Consider the following 17,968-nt stretch of genomic DNA (forward strand, 5'->3'; position numbering starts at 1 on the left):
AGATTGCAATGTCGGCCAACGACCAAAAAAGAACACGGCAAAGGCGTGACAAAGCGTCGAAATAGCTGTATGTGCCCGCCCGAACCGGAAGAAAAATCTGCCGGACCCGTCAACAATGGCGGTGTAGTCGCCCCTGCCCGATGTTCTCGCGAACGAAGGGCATAGCCGAGCGGTCAATGGAACTGCAAGGCGAGTGTCGGACGCTCTGACTGTCGGAAGAACAAGAAGTGGATTTTTACGATGGACATCCTCCGTCAGCTCGAGGCCGAACAGGCCGCCAAGATCGAAGCCAAGCGCAAGCTTCCCGAATTCCAGCCCGGCGATACCGTGCGCGTCCAGGTCCGCGTGACCGAAGGCACCCGTACCCGTGTCCAGGCCTATGAGGGCGTCGTCATCGCCCGCGCCGGCGCCGGTTTCCAGGAGAGCTTCACCGTTCGCAAGATTTCCTACGGCGAAGGCGTGGAGCGCGTGTTCCCGGTCTATTCGCCGATGGTCGAGGGCGTCGAGATCGTGCGCCGTGGCAAGGTGCGTCGCGCCAAGCTCTACTACTTGCGCGATCGCCGCGGCAAATCGGCCCGTATTTCGGAAAACACCGGCGTGCGCGCCCGCAAGCTGAACGATGAGGAGCGCGATGCGCTGAACGCCGAAAAGGCCCGCATCGAGGCCGAGAAGGTGGCCGCCGCGCAGGCGCTGGCCGCCGAGAAGGCCGCACAGGACGCCGCTGAGAAGAAGGCCGCCGACGAGGCCGCCAAGGCTGCGGAAGCGGCTGTCGCCGAATAAGTTTTTTCAACAACCGTGCTTCGGAAAGGCGGCTTCGGCCGCCTTTTTTGTCCCTGAGGTGACGCGCTGGACGGGGTTTGATCCGCAAGGCACGAATCGTTGCGCAAGCGCTCGGTTGGAAGCATTAGAATCCGTTTTAGCGCAAAGCGGCGCATCGGACCGGCTTGCAAGCCGCTAACGGAAAGCTAAAGTCGGCGCCGGGTTTTCCTGCAAGCCTCGACAATGTCGAGGCTGTTCAAGTTCTTGGGGTGTGTCATGACCAAATCGAAACTGCTGTTGGCCGGCCTGTTGGCTCTGATTCTCGCGCCCGTCGTCGCCCTGGCGCAGGCGCTGCCCGATCTCGGCGGCAAGAAGGTGGTGGTGGTGACGGAGAACGCCTATCCGCCGCTGCAGTTCATCGACGCCAAGACCGGCAAGCAGATCGGCTGGGAATATGACGCCATGAACGAGATCGCCAAGCGGCTGAATTTCCAGGTCGAGTATCAGAACACCTCCTGGGACGCGATGATCCAGGCGGTTTCCGACAACCAGTACAACATCGGCATGACCGGCATCACCATCAAAGATGACCGCAAGCAGAAGGTCGATTTCTCCGACCCTTATATGCGCTCGGAACAGTTCATGCTGGTGCGCGGCGATGAGAAGCGCTTCACCGACGCCAAGACCTTCGGCGCCTTCAAGGATGGGCTGATCGGCGCGCAGGCCGGCACCACGCCCTTCTACACCGCCGTCTACAGCGTGCTCGACGGCAATGAGCAGAACCCGCGCATCAAACTGTTCGAGACGTTCGGCGCGACGGTGCAGGCGCTGAAGACCGGCGACGTCGATGTCGTTTTGACCGACGGCACTGCCGGCAAGGGCTACGTCGAGGCGTCCAATGGCGGGCTGAAGCTGATCGGCGGACCGCTCGGCACCGAGGATTTCGGCTTTATTTTCCCGAAAGGCTCGGATCTGGTGAAGCCGGTCAATGCGGCGATCGCCGCACTGAAGGCCGACGGCACGCTCGACGCGCTCAACAAGAAATGGTTTCTTGATTACAAGATGGGGCAGTAGCTTCCATTGTTGCGCACGTTGGGTGATGCGCAGGAATTCGCGCTGACTCCGCGCTCGTCCACCCCCCTCTGTCCTGCCGGACATCTCCCCCTCAAGGGGGGAGATTGGCAGCTTCGCTGGCCGCGCTTTTTCTCTAACGTTGGAGATTGGCGAAAGCAGAATGAACAGCCAATCTCCCCCCTTGAGGGGGAGATGTCCGGCAGGACAGAGGGGGGTGCCTTGGCACCATGCCTTCGCGATGTCTGCTTCACCGGCGTCGCCTGATGGCAACGCCCGCATCCTCCCCTTCCAAATCCGACTTTCCCTGGTGGCTTGCCGCGGCGATCGCGCTCGCCGTGGCCGCCGCCATCTTCATCGCCGCAAGCGACCTCTACGCCCAGGTTTTCGCGACCGTCGCCAAGGGCATCGGCATCACCGTCTTCGTCACCGTGGTCGCCTTCGCGCTAGCCTCCGCAATCGGGCTCGGCATTGCGCTGATGGGACTGTCGGGGTCGCGCTGGCTGCGCCAGATCGCTCGTTTCTATGTCGAGATCATCCGCGGCGTGCCGATTCTGGTGCTGTTGTTCTGGATCGCGTTTGCCGGTGCGCCGGCTTTCGTCGCGGCATGGAACGCGCTGACCGCGCCGCTGCAAAGCGCCGGCATCTTCGGCGAGCTGCTGGTGCGCGACGTGTCGCTGCTGTGGCGCGCCATCATGGCGCTGACCATCGGCTACTCGGCCTTCATCTCGGAGGTCTTCCGCGCCGGCATCCAGGCGGTCGAGAAGGGCCAAATCGAGGCGGCGAAGGCGCTGGGGCTGACGCGCACGCAGCGTTTCCGGCTGATCGTCTTTCCGCAGGCGATCCGCACCATCTTGCCGCCGCTCGGCAATGATTTCGTCGCCATGGTCAAGGATTCGTCGCTGGTCTCGGTGCTCGGCGTCGCCGACATCACCCAGATGGGCAAGATCTACGCCGCCGGCTCGTTTCGCTTCTTCGAAACCTATTCGATCGTCGCCTATATCTATCTCATCCTGACGGTTGGCCTGTCGCTGGCCTTGCGGGCGCTGGAGAAGCGGTTGCGCCGCCAGCATGAGGAATAGAAGGCAGGCGAAGACGGCGCTACGATTGACCTGCCCGGTTGCGGAGGAATTGATCCATGAACATCGACAAAGCCAATGCGGCGCTGGAGTCCGTCTATACGGCGGATACACCGGAAGCGCTGGCGCAAGCTTATGCCGCATGGGCTGCGACCTATGACAGCGAAACCGCCTCGCTCGGCTATCTCCTGCCGTTCCTGATCGCCGCCTGGGTGGCGCGCCATGTGCCATCGGGCGAGGGGCCGCTGCTCGACGCCGGCTGCGGCACGGGCCTGTCGGGACCGTCGCTCAAGGCGCTGGGCTATCAGGACATTGCCGGGCTCGACCTGTCGGAGGACATGCTGAAAATCGCCAGCAGCCGGCAGGCCTACAGCGAGTTGAAACAGGCGATGCTCGGCGGTCCGCTGCCTTGGCCCGACGGGTATTTCCGCGCCTTCTTTTCGACCGGCGTGTTCACCCTCAGCCACGCGCCGGCTTCCGGCCTGCATGAACTGGTGCGCATCACCCGCAAGGGCGGCCATGCCATCTTCACCGTTCGCGACCAGGTGTTCGAGAGCGGCGGCTTTCGTGACGTTTTTGCCGAGCTGGAGCAGGCGAAGAAATGGCGGCCGGTCGAAGAAAGCCCATGGTTCCGCTGCTATGCCATCGCCGAGCCCGAGGCGTTGGTGAAGACGTTTGTGTTTGAAGTGCTTTGAGGGGCGGCACTTTCCCTTCTCCCCCTGTGGGAGAAGGTGGCCGAGCGAAGCTCGGTCGGATGAGGGGTGTTCCAGCTTGGCAACGACAGCGATCCGTCCAGCACCCCTCAACCGTCTCGGCGCTGCGCGCCGATCCACCTTCTCCCACAAGGGGAGAAGGGGAAGCCGCGCCACACCCTACCAATTGCCGAAAACCCAAAACATTGATATGAGCCACGCCATGGAACAGCTTTTTGGCGATCCGGCCTACAAGGGCTTCGTGCTGCAGGATAGAAAACGCCTGCCGTCGCGATTCTCCGCGCGCGTTTCCGGCGCTCTGACCAGCCGACTTCGCTAGGCCGTGTTCGCCGGCTAGCCGGCGCTTGTCCTTCCCATTTTCATATCGACGGATTTACGCACATGAGCGCACCGCGCACCCTCTACGACAAGATATTCGACGACCATGTCGTCGACCGCCAGGACGACGGCACCTGCCTGCTCTATATCGACCGCCACCTCGTCCATGAAGTGACCAGCCCGCAAGCCTTCGAAGGCCTGCGCATGACCGGCAGAAAGGTTCGCCATCCTGAAAAGACGCTGGCCGTGGTCGACCACAATGTGTCGACCTCGCCCGAGCGCAAGTTCGGCATCAAGAACGAGGAAAGCCGCATCCAGGTCGAGGCGCTGGCCAAGAATGCCAAGGATTTTGGCGTCGAATATTATTCCGAAAAGGACATCCGCCAGGGCATCGTCCACATCATCGGCCCCGAGCAGGGCTTTACTCTGCCCGGCATGACCATCGTCTGCGGCGACAGCCACACCTCGACGCATGGCGCTTTCGGTGCTTTGGCGCATGGCATCGGCACCTCGGAAGTCGAGCATGTGCTGGCCACGCAGACGCTGATCCAGCGCAAGGCCAAGAACATGCTGGTGCGCGTCGACGGCGTGCTGCCGGAAGGCGTCACCGCCAAGGACATCATTTTGGCGATCATCGGCGAGATCGGCACTGCCGGCGGCACCGGCTATGTCATCGAATATGCCGGCGAGGCGATCCGGGCGCTGTCCATGGAAGGCCGCATGACCATCTGCAACATGTCGATCGAGGGCGGCGCCCGGGCCGGCCTGATCGCGCCCGACGAGACGACCTTCTCCTATGTCAAGGACAAGCCGCGCGCTCCCAAGGGCGAGGCGTGGGAGGCCGCGCTTGCCTACTGGAAGACGCTGCAGTCCGACGAAGGCGCGCATTTCGACAAGGTGGTCGTGCTCGACGCGGCGAAACTGCCGCCTATCGTCTCCTGGGGCTCTTCGCCCGAGGACGTCGTCTCGGTCCAGGGCATCGTGCCGAACCCCGACGATATCGCTGACGAGAACAAGCGCACCTCCAAGCAGCGCGCGCTCGATTATATGGGCCTGAAGCCGGGCACCAAGATCACTGACATTTCGCTCGACCGCGTCTTTATCGGCTCCTGCACCAACGGTCGCATCGAGGATCTGCGCGCCGTCGCCAAGGTGGTCGAGGGCAAAAAAGTCAGCCCGCATGTCGATGCGATGATCGTGCCGGGGTCCGGCCTGGTCAAGGAGCAAGCGGAGGCCGAAGGTCTCGACAAGATCTTTGTCGCCGCCGGCTTCGATTGGCGCGAGCCGGGCTGCTCGATGTGCCTTGCCATGAATGACGACCGCCTCAAGCCGCATGAGCGCTGCGCCTCGACCTCGAACCGCAATTTCGAGGGCCGCCAGGGCTTCAAGGGCCGCACCCATCTGGTGTCGCCGGCGATGGCGGCAGCGGCGGCGATCGCCGGCCATTTCGTCGACATCCGTGAGTGGAAATAGATTTCAGGCGTGAGTGGAAACAACGCAGGGCTGCCACAACCGTATATGAGTGCATGCCCGAACCGCGATGCGGTTCGGGTTTTCTTCACGCCGGGCGCCTTACGAACTCATGGAATTGCTCACGCCGGCCGGGTTGCTCCGCAGCGACTACGAGTGCCAGCTGACGTTCGTCGAAGAGCTTGAACCATTCGTCCCATTCGACCAGCTCGTAGCCGCCCGCATTGACCGGACGTTCGCCCAGATCCTGGTCCTGATAAGCGTGCTGGCCGAAGACCAGCCTCAGCATGGCTTGCGTTCCCGTTTCGGGCGACACGTCGACGATTGCCGGAAATCCGGCGCGCGCCGCGACCCATGAGCGAATTGCCTCGTGATCGGTCAGCATGATCGTATCGGCCATGAAAGCGTCTCCATCGATTGCTGCTGGAAAACGCCGATCGCGGTTTCAAGTTCCGCGCAGTTTCATGGACGACCCCGCGCATATTCGACTGCTTAACCGCTTGTTGGGGCTTCCGCTCTAGGGTCTTCCCTCACGGAAGCGTGGGGGTCACGGTCCTTTGGACACCGGTTTGCTGGTAGCGTTGCTCAATCCGACGATCGCGCTTGCGCTCGGCGCGGTGTTTCTCGTGCTGTGGTTCTACCAGCGCCACCGCCCCTATCTGGCCGTGCTCGCCGCCAGCTACTCGCTCTCGGCGGCCGGGTTCCTGTTGCAGTACTTCACCCTGCCCGTCGGCATGGCGCCGACCAAGCTGCTCTCCAATACATGCTTCACCTTTGCCGCCTGCTGCCTCTGCAGCGCGATCGTGGCGCGCTATGGGCGGCGCGTGCCCTATGTCGGGATCGGCGTTCTGGCGGGCGGCGGCCTGACCGCATTCTGCTGGTTCCTGTTCGTTCAGCCAGACCTCACTTGGCGGATCCTGGCGATGAATTTCGGCTTCGGTGGCCTCAGCCTGCTTGTGGCGGCCGAACTGCGCCCGGTGCGCGGCAGGGGTCCGACCGAAATGATCCTGTTCGTGCTGTCGCTGCTTTCCGGCCTGAATTTCTTCGTGCGGACACTGGCCGTCATCATCGCGCACGGACCCTTCACAAGCTATGACGGCTTTTACGCCTCGTCCTACTGGACGACGGCGTTGCTGTCGCATGCGCTGCTGTCGCTGCTCATCGCGCTTTGCCTGTTCTGCGCGGCGGCGCTCGATGTGATGAAGGCGCTGAAGGCCGAGGCGTATACCGATCCGCTGTCGGGCCTGCTCAACCGCCGCGGCTTCGAGGAGCGCGCCAGGCTTCTCCTGCTTCACTGCGCCACCGCCAAAATGCCGGTCGCGCTGGTGCTCGCCGACCTCGATCATTTCAAGGCGCTCAACGACCTTCACGGGCATGCGGCGGGCGATCGCGTGATCGCCGACTTCGCCGCCAAGCTTCTATCGGCTGCCGGCACGGGCGGCGTCGCCGGCCGTATCGGTGGCGAGGAGTTCGCCGTGCTTTTGCCGCTGAGCGACCTCGGCGCGGCAAGGCTGTTTGCCGAAGCCATTCGCACGCTCTATTCGGCGGGCAGCGTCGACGGGCTTCCGCCCGGCACAAGAGTGACCGCGAGCTTCGGTGTGACGGCTCGCACCGGCGACGAAGGACTTGAGCCGCTGATGCGCCGCGCCGACGAGGCGCTCTACAAAGCCAAAAGGAATGGCCGCGACAGCGTGCGGCTATCTTATGAACGGTCGGCCTATGAACAGCCGGAATCGGTATCCGTCGTGGAACCGCTCAAAGCCGGCTGATTATACGCGCTTGGGCTCGCATTAACGTCTTTTTCGCCCGTCCGTGATTTGCTTTCGCAGGGAGTGCGAAAATCACATGGGCGGCGCAGGCTTCATCCTTGCAATCAACCTGTTCGTTGCCGGCCTGCTGGCCGCAGCCTTCATGACGATCGCGTTCTACGATGTAGGGCGTGTGTCGGCACGCTGGCTTGCCCTCGGCTATCTGCTCGGCATGGGCTATTACATCGTCGAATTCAGCATTCCGGTCTTCGACAATGCGCGACCTGCGGTCGTCACGGCTTTCGCCGTTTTCCTCGGCGCCACCATCGTCTTCAATGCTGGGCTCGCCCATAAATACGGCGTGGCGACGCCTTGGCGTCCGATGCTTCTCTTTCTGCTTGCGGCCACCGTCGCAGTGTATTTCGTGCAGGATCTGCCACGCCAGTCGCTCGCCCGCATGATGGCCTACCAGCTCCCCTATGCGGCCATGCAGTTCGTCGGCCTCGGCATCGTCTGGTCGTCCAGGCAAAAATGCGACCGGCTCGACCGTGTGCTCATGGCTGTGCTGGCGGCCAGCGCCCTGCAATTCGTGAGCAAGCCGTTCATCGCCCATGCTCTGGGTGGCTGGGGCGTCAATCCGCAGGCCTATATGCGGAGCGACTACGCTCTGGTGTCGCAATCGCTTGGCACTGTGTTCGCCATGGCCATCGCGCTTCTTGTTCTGATCATCCTGGTCCGCGATGTGCTCGCCGAGGCGACGTCGAAGTCGGAGACGGACACGCTTTCAAGGTTGTTCAACCGGGGCGGCTTCGAACGTCACGCGGAGCTCGCGATGCGCGACGCCGTGCGCAAGGGCGTTCCGGTCGCCCTGGTCATCGCCGACCTCGATCATTTCAAGAGCGTCAACGATAGTTTCGGCCATGCGTCCGGTGACCGGGTCATCGGGACCTTTGCTGGCTTCCTGCGTGACGCCGCCGCCGACCATCACGTCGCCGGCCGCATCGGCGGAGAAGAGTTCGCGATCATACTGCCGGGGACCAACCTCGCCGCTGCGCGGCTCCTCGCCGAAGGGACGCGCAGCGCTTTCGGTGCCTTGCCGATCGACTGCCTGCCGGCGGACCATCGCTGCACCGCCAGCTTCGGCGTTGCAGAGCTTCAACCGGGCGAGGGTTTCGCTGATCTCATGCGGCGTGCGGACGACGCGCTCTACCAGGCCAAGCGCGGCGGACGCGATCGCGTGAGTATCTCGTTAGGGCCAGCCCTGCAGACCCCGGTGGCAACGCCTGACAGAATCAGCGGCAGGGGCTGAGTTCGGGCATCTCGCCGTCGGAAAGGCCATACATGTAACTGCGGCCCTTCACGAAAACCGGCGGCCTGTAGCAGTCGCGGCTGCTGACGTCATCCGCTTCGTTTTCATAGATTTTGGGCTGGCCGGCGCCGGTGTAGTCCGACAGTTCCTTGGCCAGGTTGCCCTCGCCAACGAGGATGCGCTTGTAGCCGGCGGCGCTCTCGATGACCAGATTTCCGAAGGAATCGGCGTAGACGCGGTCGCGCGTCCCGGCGAGTGCCGGTGCTGCGAAGCCGATGGCCACCGCCATCAAGATGAGCGCCGAAAGGCGCGATCTGCCTGAGTTCGAACGCATGGCGTCCTCCATTTGTCAGAGGCGAACTTCCTCTGACTCGGAAATTAACCTTTTATTAACCTTTGTTAAGAGGCTAGCCCTGCTAGCCGTCAGGTCTCGGCAAACATGGTTAATATCCGGCGCCTGGGCGGCCGCGGTCATCTTTCGGCCATGCTTGCCCGCACCATCGCGCCCGGTGTCGGGTGATCTTGGCAAGCATCGCGGCTGGTTTGATGCGTAGGGAGACAGCATATGGCGTTACGCCGGACGTTTCGGGTGACGCTTGCCCTTTTTTCATTGCTGATCACTGCTGCCTGCGTGTCGCAGACCAATGCGCCGAAGGCCGGCACGACCGATTTGACGGCACCGCAGCCGCGCACCGCTACCTACAATTGCGCCGATGGCTCCAGGATCACCATCGAAAACCTCGGCACATCGGTGCGCGTGCTTGGCCCAGACGGCGCCAGCGAGGACCTGCCTGCCTCGCCGGCCAATCAAAGCAGCCGCTTCGGCGAGGCGCATGACGCAATCGTGATCGACGGGCGCGATGCGCTGGTGATGAAGGGCGGTAAGACGCCGCTGACCTGTAAGCGTTAATCAGTTTACCGCACTGCAGCGAACATTGCGCCGGCTTTGGGTCGCGCCCTAATCGATTGAAGCAAAGACCGCCCCTTTTGTCAGACTAAATTACGTTTTCGAAACGGTTTTCTGGCTTTGACGCGGTGCAAAAAGAGCATTAGAAACCGGCTGTCCGAAGTCGCAACTGGAAGCGGTAACGCCGCATTTCCACCTGGGGCTCCAGAGACGCCGAACTGGGGGAGCCATGAGCAAATCACCAGCCACCCGCGAATTTGCCAGACGTGAACGGCCGCTTTCGCCGCATCTGACCGTCTACCGGCCGCCGATCACGATGACGATGTCGATCATCCATCGCATCACCGGCGGGGCGCTCTATTTCGGGACGCTGCTGGTCGCCCTGTGGCTGATGGCGGCGGCGAGCTCGCAATCCACCTTCGATGCCGTCAACTGGGCCTTCGGCTCGTGGCTGGGGCGGCTGGTGCTGTTCGGCTATACCTGGGCGCTGATGCACCACATGCTGGGCGGCGTGCGGCATCTGATCTGGGACACCGGGGCAGGTCTTGAAAAGGACACGGCCTCCAGGATCGCCTGGGCGACGCTGGCCGGCTCGATCGTGCTGACGCTGCTGATCTGGGTCGCCGGCTATATGGCGCGGGGAGCCTGATCGTGAGCCACCACAACACCGACATGCGCACGCCGCTGGCGAAGGTCCGCGGCCTCGGCTCCGCCCGCGAGGGCACGGAGCATTTCTGGCGCCAGCGCCTGACGGCGATCGCCAACATCCCGCTGATCCTGTTCTTCGTAGGCTTCCTGATCGCGTTGAACGGCGCCGGCTATGTGGAGGTGCGCGCCGCACTTGCCAACCCGTTCGTGGCGCTGGTCCTGGCCCTGGTGCTCTTGTCCGGGCTTTATCATATGCGGCTCGGCATGCAGGCGATCATCGAGGACTATGTCCATGGCGAGGGCATGAGGCTGGCGCTGCTCGCGCTCAACACATTCTTTCCCGTCGTGGTCGGCGTCGCCTCGATCTTCGCCCTGCTCAAACTGGCATTTGGAGGCTGAAATTTTGGCCAAGGACGCGAAAAACGCCAACACGGCGTCCGCCTATACCTATGTCGACCACAAGTTCGACGTGGTGGTCGTCGGCGCCGGCGGCGCCGGCCTGCGCGCCACGCTCGGCATGGCCGAACAGGGCCTGCGCACCGCCTGCATCACCAAGGTGTTCCCGACGCGATCGCATACGGTGGCAGCGCAGGGCGGCATCGCCGCCTCGCTCGCGAATATGGGCCCCGACAACTGGCAGTGGCATCTCTTCGATACGGTCAAGGGTTCGGATTGGCTCGGTGACACCGACGCACAGGAATACATGGTGCGCGAGGCGCCGGCGGCGGTCTACGAGCTTGAGCATTACGGCGTCCCCTTCAGCCGCACGGAGGACGGGAAAATCTACCAGCGGCCGTTTGGCGGCATGATGATGAATTTCGGCGAGGGGCCGCCGGTGCAGCGCACCTGTGCCGCCGCCGACCGCACCGGCCACGCCATGCTGCACACGCTCTACGGCCAGTCGCTGAAGCACAACGCGCAGTTCTTCATCGAGTATTTCGCGCTCGACCTGATCATGGAGCCGGACGGCACCTGCACCGGCGTCGTTGCCTGGAACCTCGACGACGGCACCATCCATCGGTTTTCGGCAAAAATGGTGGTGCTGGCGACCGGCGGCTATGGCCGCGCCTATTTCTCGGCGACCTCGGCGCATACCTGCACCGGCGACGGCGGCGGCATGGCAGCGCGGGCCGGGCTGGCGCTGCAGGACATGGAGTTCGTGCAGTTCCATCCGACCGGCATCTACGGCGCCGGCTGCCTGATCACCGAAGGCGCGCGCGGCGAGGGCGGCTATCTCGTCAACTCCGAGGGTGAGCGCTTCATGGAGCGCTATGCGCCATCGGCCAAGGACCTTGCCTCGCGCGACGTCGTCTCGCGCTGCATGACGCTGGAGATCCGCGAAGGCCGCGGCGTTGGACCGAAGAAGGACCATATTTTTCTCCATCTCGACCACCTTGATCCGGCCGTTTTGCATGAGAGACTTCCGGGTATTTCGGAATCGGCAAAAATCTTTGCCGGCGTCGACCTGACCAAGGAGCCGATCCCGGTGCTGCCGACGGTGCACTACAATATGGGCGGCGTGCCGACCAATTACTGGGGCGAGGTGCTCAACCCCACTGCCTTGAACCCGGACCAGGTGTCGCCCGGGCTGATGGCGGTCGGCGAGGCCGGCTGCGCCTCTGTCCATGGCGCCAACCGGCTGGGCTCGAACTCGCTGATCGATCTGGTGGTGTTCGGCCGCGCGGCGGCGATCCGGGCCGGCCAGGTTATCGACCGCAACGCGGCGATCCCGTCGCCCAACGAAGCCTCGGTCGAAAAGATCATGGATCGCTTCGACCGGCTGCGTCATGCCAACGGCTCGACGCCGACGGCGGTCTTGCGCGAAAAGATGCAGAAGGCGATGCAGGACGATGCGGCGGTGTTCCGCACGCAGGAATCGCTGGAAAGCGGCTGCAAGCGCATTTCGCAGATCTGGGGCGAGCTCAAGGACGTAAAAGTGTTCGACCGCTCGATGATCTGGAACTCCGACCTGGTCGAAACGCTGGAGCTGGAAAACCTGATGGCCAACGCCATCACCACGGTCTACGGCGCCGAAGCGCGCAAGGAGAGCCGTGGCGCACATGCGCGGGAGGACTTTTCGGCGCGCGACGACGCGAACTGGCGCAAGCATACGCTGGCCCGGCTCAGCGAGGCCGGCAAGGTGACGCTCACCTACCGGCCGGTGCACACTGATACGCTGCTCAAGGAAGCAGACGGCGGCATCAACCCGGCCAAGATCGCGCCGAAGGCCAGGGTGTATTGACGATGGCGCTGGCGGTCTCAGGATATTCCGGCACCCCCCTTCCGGCCAAGCTCGGCCTGAAGGACAGGATGACAGTCGCCTTTATCGCGCTGCCGGCGGAACTCGACGATCTGGCCGAAGCCGTCGACTTCGCCCACGTCGACCGGCTGCCGGACTGGTCGAAGATTTCAGGTGCCCAGAAATACGATGCCATCCATGCCTTCACCCGGCAGCGCGCCGAGATCGAGGGTTGCCTGAGCGATGTCGAGATGGCGATCAAGCGCGACGGCATGGTTTGGGTCTCCTGGCCGAAGAAGGCGTCGAAAGTGCCGACCGACGTCACCGAGGACGTCATCCGCGCCGAGGCGCTGAAGCTCGACCTTGTCGACGTCAAGGTCGCCGCCGTGAACGATATCTGGTCCGGGCTGAAGCTCGTCATCCGAAAGGGCCTGCGGTAATGGTCGAACTGACGCTTCCGAAAAATTCGAAGATCAAGGCCGGAAAAACCTGGCCGAAGCCGGAGGGCGCAACCAATCTGCGCGAATACCGCATCTACCGCTGGTCGCCGGACGATGACGAAAACCCGCGCATGGACACCTATTTCGTCGATATGGACGATTGCGGTCCGATGGTGCTCGACGCGCTGCTCTGGATCAAGAACAAGATCGACCCGACGCTGACCTTGCGCCGCTCCTGCCGCGAAGGCATTTGCGGCTCCTGCGCCATGAACATCGACGGCTCCAACACGCTCGCCTGCACCAAGGGCTGTGACGACATTTCCGGCGCGATCAAGGTCTATCCGCTGCCGCATATGCAGGTGGTCAAGGATCTGGTGCCGGACCTTACCAATTTCTACGCCCAGCACGCTTCGATCGAACCGTGGCTCAAGACGGTGTCGCCCGAGCCGGCCAAGGAATGGCTGCAGAGCCATGAGGACCGCGAAAAGCTCGACGGGCTCTACGAGTGCATCCTTTGCGCCTGCTGCTCGACCTCCTGTCCGAGCTACTGGTGGAACGGCGACCGCTATCTCGGGCCGGCAACACTGCTTCAGGCCTATCGCTGGCTGATCGATTCCCGGGACGAGGCCACGGGCGAACGGCTCGACAATCTCGAAGACCCGTTCCGGCTCTATCGCTGCCACACCATCATGAACTGCGCCCAGACCTGCCCCAAGGGGCTCAACCCGGCCAAGGCGATCGCCGAGATCAAGAAGATGATGGTGGAGAGAAGGGTGTAGCTGCGGATGGGTGCCGTCGAGATCGTGTCGTCTGTAGCGATCCTTCGCGCCCCCCTCTGTCCTGCCGGACATCTCCCCCACGAGGGGGGAGATCGGCCGTCACGCCGACTTTCGCCAATCATCAGCGTTGCAGAAGTGAGCAGAGCGCTGAAGCTGTCAATCTCCCCCCAAGTGGGGGAGATGTCCGGCAGGACAGAGGGGGGCGCTGTCCCGCCAGCTTCAAAAGGATAGCCGATCTATGACTGATTCTGACCTTCCCATCCTTTCTCCCGTCGAAGCGCGCGTGCTCGGTTGTCTGATCGAAAAGAAGGAGCTGACACCTGATATCTACCCGCTGACGCTCAATGCAGCACTTGCCGCTGCCAACCAGAAGACGGCGCGCGAGCCGGTGATGTCGGTCGAGCTTGGCGAAGTAAGACGAGCGCTTGGCCAACTGGAGCACAAGGGCCTGGTCAGGCAGGTCTTTGCCTCGCGCGTCGAGCGCCACGAACATATCGTCGCGCAGCGCTTTTCGCTGACCTCGGCGCAGATCGCGCTGCTTGGCCTGCTGTTGCTGCGCGGTCCGCAGACCGCTCATGAATTGCTGGCGCGGAGCGAGCGCATGGCGCGGTTACCCTCCATCGACGAGCTTCGCAGCAATCTCGACCTGTTGATCGGCCGCAAGCCGCCGCTCGTTCAGCAGATCGATCGTGGACCCGGCCAGCGTGAGGACCGCTATGTGCATCTCTTGAGCGGAGTGCCGCAGATTGCAGCCGTCGCCTCACGTCCGGCGCAATCAGCCACCTCGTCAGCCTCCGATCTCGAGGCGCGAATGCAAGCTCTCGAGGAGGAGGTCGCGACGCTGCGCGCACGCATCGACGCGCTGACTGGCGAAGGACAGTAGCGCAGTAGGCTCAATTGTGTTTCCAGATTGAATTTGCCCTCACACTTACCTTCGAGGCGTTGGCGCTGCCCCTCACCCGCCTGCCGGCGACCTCTCCCCGTATAGTGACGGGGAGAGGGACGCTCTGATCGACGGTTTCGCCACACAGTCAGCGTTGCAAGAAGGGCGCCGCGGCTGCGGCCCGCCTCTTTCTCCCCGTCACTATACGGGGAGAAATGCCCGGCAGGGCAATGAGGGGCGGAGCCGACGTCAACAATTGATGGTCTCCAACTCAAGCTGGAGGAGACGGTCACATGTGGGAAGCGGCCGCTCAGCCGAGCTTGGCGTCGAGCGACACGTTTATGGCGCCGAGCGCCTTCGATACCGGACACCCGGCCTTGGCCTGTTCGGCCAACTCCTTGAACTTGGCGGCATCGATGCCCGGCACCTTGCCGACCACCGTGAGAGCGCTGCCTGTGATCCCCGTGCCAGGAATCAGCGTCACCACCGCCTTGGCGTCGAGTTCGTCGGCGGGGGTGCCGTTCTCGGCCAGGAAGTGAGAGAACTGCATGGCGAAGCAGCCGGCATGCGCCGCCGCGATCAGCTCCTCCGGATTGGTGCCGGACTTGCCGCTCTCGTCCTCGAAACGTGCCTTGAACGAATAGGGCGTGCCCTTCAGGGTCCCGCTCTGGGTGTCGAGCGTGCCCTTGCCCTCCTTCAGATTGCCTTTCCAGACGGCGTTTGCGGTGCGGTCCATGAAATTCTCCTTGATTGTCCGGATTGCGCCGGCCCGGCGCCAGCGTTCTTCAAGACTATAGCGCGGGCGCGGGCGAAGACCACCGCGCTCTTTGCGCAGTCGCGCAAAATTGGCGGCGGCGGCTGAATTTTTCTTGAAAAAAAACACGTGCAAGAATGTCGACTTCCATCGGCCTCGACCGTCCTGCGGGCGGTCACGGATTTCGCGGCCGGATGGAGGTTCACATGGATGGCTTGTTTTTTGCACTGTGGAAGGGCTCGGGCCGCAAGCCCAAACGACGGGAAGATTACGGGCTACATCCGCCGCCTTCCGGTTTCGGCCGGCTTCTGGCGGCGGTTGCCATCATCGGGGTCGCGGCAAGCGTTCTCGATCACATGGCGGCACGCAAAGGCGCCGCTGACGCCGTGGCCGCATCCTATGGTTCGTCACCACAAGGGAGCTGGAAATGAAATATGTCCTGCTGGTCTACGGTGAGGAAAAAGACCTCTACGCGCTCACTCCGGAGGGATCGGCAAAGCTCGACGCCGATTCGCTGGCCTATGACAGGTCATTGGATCAGCAAGGCAGGCTGATCATCGCGCAGGCGCTGCAATCGGTGAAGACCTCAAAGACCGTGCGCCGGCGCAAGGGCAAGCGGCTGATCACCGATGGCCCTTTCGCCGAGACCAAGGAGCAATTGCTCGGCTTCGTCATGATCGAGGCCGGGGACATCGACGAGGCGCTGGAGATTGCCGGCGGCATTCCGCTGGCGGAAATCGGCACGATCGAGGTCAGGGCGATCTACGAGGTGCCGGGGTCCTAGACAACCATCTGCTCCCGGCGGTGCCGCCCTGACCCGGATTCTTCTGCGGGCGCAACTTTTGCGTGTTGAAGCGGGACAGCACTTCTCCTATCGTCGCTGCGGTTGGGGGATTTCTGCATGCCGTTCTTGATTGCTATCCTTGGCGTGTTGGGCGCGGCAGCATTCTGGTGGTACCGGATGAAGGCTATGAACGATGCGGCGCGCGAGGTCGCGGACGTCGTCGGGCGTGTGCAAGGGAACATTCGGCGCAAGAGACTGCGTAACCAGGCGGCGCTCTCACCGCTGACGGCGATCGACGATCCGGTCGTGGCGGCCGCGACGCTGATCACTGCCATCGTCTCCGAGAACGGCCCTGTCCTGCCGCAGCGCGAAGCTGCCATTCGATCGGTGATTTCGGAGATTGCGGACGAGAAGAAGACCGATGAGGCTGTGGTCTATGCCAAATGGGCGGCGTCACAGATCGACGACGCCACGATCGTCATCGACAAGCTGGCGCCATTTCTGCGCGAGCGCCTGGATGTGACTGAGCGAAACGATTTGCTGCAGATGATGAACCGCGCAGCGCAGGCTGGTGAGCAGCCCCTGCAGATCTCCGACCAGCGGATGCTGCGGCTGCGCCAGAAGCTGGGCTTCGAAGTCAACTGAACGAAATTGCCTGATGCTCAATATGGTTTGCCGCCCCCTTCCGGGCGCTAGATCGCCTCGCCCTTGAGCAGTTTCGGTGTGTCGCCGGACAGTCCGGACGCCTGGCGGATAAAGAAATCCTTCAGCCGCGGCATGCGTTCGACGAGGCCGAGGCCGACGTCGCGGACGGCGCGCAGCGGGCCGATGTCATTGGAAAACAGCCGGTTCAGGACATCGGTGGTGATGCCCATTTGCAGCGTGTCGAAGCGCCGCCACTGCTGGTAGCGTTCGAGAACGTCGAGCGCGCCAATATCCTGGCCGAGCCGGTCGGCCTCGACCACCACTTCAGCCAGTGCCGCCACGTCCTTGAAGCCGAGATTGAGGCCCTGGCCGGCGATTGGATGGATGCCATGGGCGGCGTCGCCGGCGAGCGCAATACGCGGCGCGACGAAGGCGCGGGCAAGCGTCAGGCCGAGCGGCCAAGCGCGTGGCTTGTCGGCGACATGGATTTCGCCGAGCTTTAGGCCAAAGCGCTGTTCCAGCTCATGCTCGAAGACGAGATCGTCGCCGGCGACCAGTTTTTCGGCATCTTCCGAGCGCTCGACCCAGACGATCGACGAGCGGTTGGTCCCGTCCTTGTCCGGCTTGAGCGGCAGCGTGGCGAAGGGGCCGGCTGGCAAAAAATGCTCCTCGGCGCGGCCGCTGTGGGGCCGCTCATGCGCGACGGTGCAGACGATGCCGGACTGGCCATACTCCCATTTCACCGTCCTGATGCCGGCCATGTCGCGCAGCTTCGAGTTGACGCCGTCGGCAGCGATCAGAAGTCGCGCCTTCAGCGTCGCGCCGTCGGCAAGATGCACGGTGATACCGGCGCCGTTGACGTCGAAGGCACTGACTGCGACGCCTTCGATGATGTCGATGCCGAGTTTTTCAGCGCGCCGGCGCAAGGCGCCGTTCAAATCCCTGTTGGCGACCATATGCGCAAAGGCTTCGCCGGGTGCGACTTCGCCATCGAAGGTGAGAAACACCGGGCGCACCGGATCGGAAGTGCGCGAATCGGTGACGATCATTTCGGTGATCGCCTGCGCCTCCGGCGCGATTTCGGCCCAGACGCCGAGCTGGTCGAGCATGCGGCAAGCGGCAGCGGCGATGGCCGAGGCGCGGCCGTCCTTTTGCCAGACGCCGGCGGGCGCGGCGTCGACGACAGCGACGGCGAGGCTCGGCCGCGCCTGTTTCAACGACACGGCGGCGGCAAGGCCGACGTAGCCGGCGCCGGCAACCAGAATGTCGAGCGAAGTTCGGTTTTTTGCATCCGCCTTGCGGTCCACCATGGCAAATTCCTTTCCGGCCAAATTTCTTTCCGGCCTTGACTGCCCGTCATTCCTGTCGGAAACCGCCATAACACTTCTGCGGCTGGACGAAGTTCGAAATCAAAACGACAGG

21 protein-coding genes are annotated in these 17,968 nt (G+C 63.1%); 17 read left to right on the forward strand and 4 right to left on the reverse strand.

Annotation, left to right across the window (positions count from 1 at the left end; genetic code table 11):
- The first annotated feature begins 240 nt into the window (after positions 1-240).
- The 5 genes from rplS to leuC all read left to right on the forward strand — a co-directional run bounded on the left by rplS (position 241) and on the right by leuC (position 5,413).
- The gene (gene rplS, locus EOB36_RS18310) at positions 241-780 is read left to right on the forward strand and encodes a 50S ribosomal protein L19 (RefSeq protein ID WP_095484904.1); all 540 of its coding nucleotides are present in this window, start codon (positions 241-243) and stop codon (positions 778-780) included.
- A gap of 255 nt (positions 781-1,035) precedes the next feature.
- A complete protein-coding gene (locus EOB36_RS18315) occupies positions 1,036-1,833 on the forward strand; it encodes a transporter substrate-binding domain-containing protein (RefSeq protein ID WP_126104347.1) in 798 nt (265 codons plus the stop codon).
- Positions 1,834-2,096: 263 nt separating this feature from the next.
- Entirely contained in the window at positions 2,097-2,912 is an 816-nt protein-coding gene (locus EOB36_RS18325) for an amino acid ABC transporter permease (RefSeq protein WP_128243992.1), read from the forward strand.
- Positions 2,913-2,968: 56 nt separating this feature from the next.
- Positions 2,969-3,604: a class I SAM-dependent methyltransferase gene (locus EOB36_RS18330; protein ID WP_095484907.1), complete on the forward strand. Its 636-nt coding sequence runs from the start codon at positions 2,969-2,971 to the stop codon at positions 3,602-3,604.
- 399 nt (positions 3,605-4,003) lie between these two features.
- Positions 4,004-5,413: a 3-isopropylmalate dehydratase large subunit gene (gene leuC / locus EOB36_RS18345; RefSeq protein ID WP_128243991.1), complete on the forward strand. Its 1,410-nt coding sequence runs from the start codon at positions 4,004-4,006 to the stop codon at positions 5,411-5,413.
- Positions 5,414-5,498: 85 nt separating this feature from the next.
- Here the strand turns inward: leuC and EOB36_RS18350 are convergent, their stop codons facing one another.
- A complete protein-coding gene (locus EOB36_RS18350; RefSeq protein ID WP_095484910.1) occupies positions 5,499-5,810 on the reverse strand; it encodes a hypothetical protein in 312 nt (103 codons plus the stop codon).
- A 157-nt stretch (positions 5,811-5,967) separates the two neighbouring features.
- Between EOB36_RS18350 and EOB36_RS18355 the strand changes: the two genes are divergently transcribed.
- Together EOB36_RS18355 and EOB36_RS18360 are read left to right on the forward strand one after the other, a co-directional pair.
- The gene (locus tag EOB36_RS18355) at positions 5,968-7,179 is read left to right on the forward strand and encodes a GGDEF domain-containing protein (RefSeq protein WP_128243990.1); all 1,212 of its coding nucleotides are present in this window, start codon (positions 5,968-5,970) and stop codon (positions 7,177-7,179) included.
- A gap of 76 nt (positions 7,180-7,255) precedes the next feature.
- Positions 7,256-8,467 (forward strand): GGDEF domain-containing protein, encoded by a 1,212-nt coding sequence (locus EOB36_RS18360; protein WP_128243989.1) that lies wholly within the window; start codon positions 7,256-7,258, stop codon positions 8,465-8,467.
- Here EOB36_RS18360 and EOB36_RS18365 read toward each other — a convergent pair.
- A complete protein-coding gene (locus EOB36_RS18365; protein ID WP_095485116.1) occupies positions 8,451-8,801 on the reverse strand; it encodes a hypothetical protein in 351 nt (116 codons plus the stop codon). The two genes, EOB36_RS18360 and EOB36_RS18365, sit on opposite strands and share 17 nt — an antisense overlap.
- Positions 8,802-9,032: 231 nt before the next feature.
- Here EOB36_RS18365 and EOB36_RS18370 point away from each other — a divergent pair, with 231 nt between their 5' ends.
- The 7 genes from EOB36_RS18370 to EOB36_RS18400 all read left to right on the forward strand — a co-directional run bounded on the left by EOB36_RS18370 (position 9,033) and on the right by EOB36_RS18400 (position 14,363).
- Positions 9,033-9,377 carry a hypothetical protein gene (locus EOB36_RS18370; RefSeq protein WP_128285414.1) on the forward strand — a complete coding sequence of 115 codons (345 nt, stop codon included), beginning with the start codon at positions 9,033-9,035 and terminating at the stop codon, positions 9,375-9,377.
- A gap of 226 nt (positions 9,378-9,603) precedes the next feature.
- Positions 9,604-10,023: a succinate dehydrogenase, cytochrome b556 subunit gene (gene sdhC, locus EOB36_RS18375; protein WP_126104353.1), complete on the forward strand. Its 420-nt coding sequence runs from the start codon at positions 9,604-9,606 to the stop codon at positions 10,021-10,023.
- A 2-nt stretch (positions 10,024-10,025) separates the two neighbouring features.
- Positions 10,026-10,421 carry a succinate dehydrogenase, hydrophobic membrane anchor protein gene (sdhD, locus tag EOB36_RS18380; protein WP_095484915.1) on the forward strand — a complete coding sequence of 132 codons (396 nt, stop codon included), beginning with the start codon at positions 10,026-10,028 and terminating at the stop codon, positions 10,419-10,421.
- A gap of 4 nt (positions 10,422-10,425) precedes the next feature.
- Complete coding sequence (sdhA, locus tag EOB36_RS18385; protein ID WP_128243987.1) at positions 10,426-12,264, forward strand: succinate dehydrogenase flavoprotein subunit; 1,839 nt, start codon at positions 10,426-10,428, stop codon at positions 12,262-12,264.
- Between the two features lie 2 nt (positions 12,265-12,266).
- Positions 12,267-12,701 carry a DUF3052 family protein gene (locus tag EOB36_RS18390; RefSeq protein WP_128243986.1) on the forward strand — a complete coding sequence of 145 codons (435 nt, stop codon included), beginning with the start codon at positions 12,267-12,269 and terminating at the stop codon, positions 12,699-12,701.
- Positions 12,701-13,480 carry a succinate dehydrogenase iron-sulfur subunit gene (locus EOB36_RS18395; RefSeq protein WP_126104356.1) on the forward strand — a complete coding sequence of 260 codons (780 nt, stop codon included), beginning with the start codon at positions 12,701-12,703 and terminating at the stop codon, positions 13,478-13,480. Before EOB36_RS18390 ends, EOB36_RS18395 begins: the two co-directional genes overlap by 1 nt.
- A 238-nt stretch (positions 13,481-13,718) precedes the next feature.
- Positions 13,719-14,363 (forward strand): DUF480 domain-containing protein, encoded by a 645-nt coding sequence (locus tag EOB36_RS18400; RefSeq protein WP_128243984.1) that lies wholly within the window; start codon positions 13,719-13,721, stop codon positions 14,361-14,363.
- Positions 14,364-14,673: 310 nt separating this feature from the next.
- Here the strand turns inward: EOB36_RS18400 and EOB36_RS18410 are convergent, their stop codons facing one another.
- A complete protein-coding gene (locus EOB36_RS18410; protein ID WP_095485118.1) occupies positions 14,674-15,099 on the reverse strand; it encodes an OsmC family protein in 426 nt (141 codons plus the stop codon).
- 224 nt (positions 15,100-15,323) lie between these two features.
- On the opposite strand from EOB36_RS18410, the gene EOB36_RS18415 reads away from it, so the two are divergent.
- From EOB36_RS18415 to EOB36_RS18425, 3 genes are all read left to right on the forward strand, one after another.
- A complete protein-coding gene (locus EOB36_RS18415; protein WP_095485119.1) occupies positions 15,324-15,548 on the forward strand; it encodes a hypothetical protein in 225 nt (74 codons plus the stop codon).
- Entirely contained in the window at positions 15,545-15,901 is a 357-nt protein-coding gene (locus EOB36_RS18420; protein ID WP_128243983.1) for a YciI family protein, read from the forward strand. Before EOB36_RS18415 ends, EOB36_RS18420 begins: the two co-directional genes overlap by 4 nt.
- 117 nt (positions 15,902-16,018) lie before the next feature.
- Positions 16,019-16,546: a hypothetical protein gene (locus EOB36_RS18425; protein WP_095484919.1), complete on the forward strand. Its 528-nt coding sequence runs from the start codon at positions 16,019-16,021 to the stop codon at positions 16,544-16,546.
- A gap of 47 nt (positions 16,547-16,593) precedes the next feature.
- Here the strand turns inward: EOB36_RS18425 and EOB36_RS18430 are convergent, their stop codons facing one another.
- On the reverse strand, positions 16,594-17,856 hold the full coding sequence (locus EOB36_RS18430; RefSeq protein WP_128285415.1) for a ubiquinone biosynthesis hydroxylase: 1,263 nt from the start codon (positions 17,854-17,856) through the stop codon (positions 16,594-16,596).
- Between the last annotated feature and the right edge of the window lie 112 nt (positions 17,857-17,968).

Source organism: Mesorhizobium sp. M6A.T.Cr.TU.017.01.1.1, assembly GCF_004023115.1.
Classification (GTDB): domain Bacteria; phylum Pseudomonadota; class Alphaproteobacteria; order Rhizobiales; family Rhizobiaceae; genus Mesorhizobium; species Mesorhizobium mediterraneum.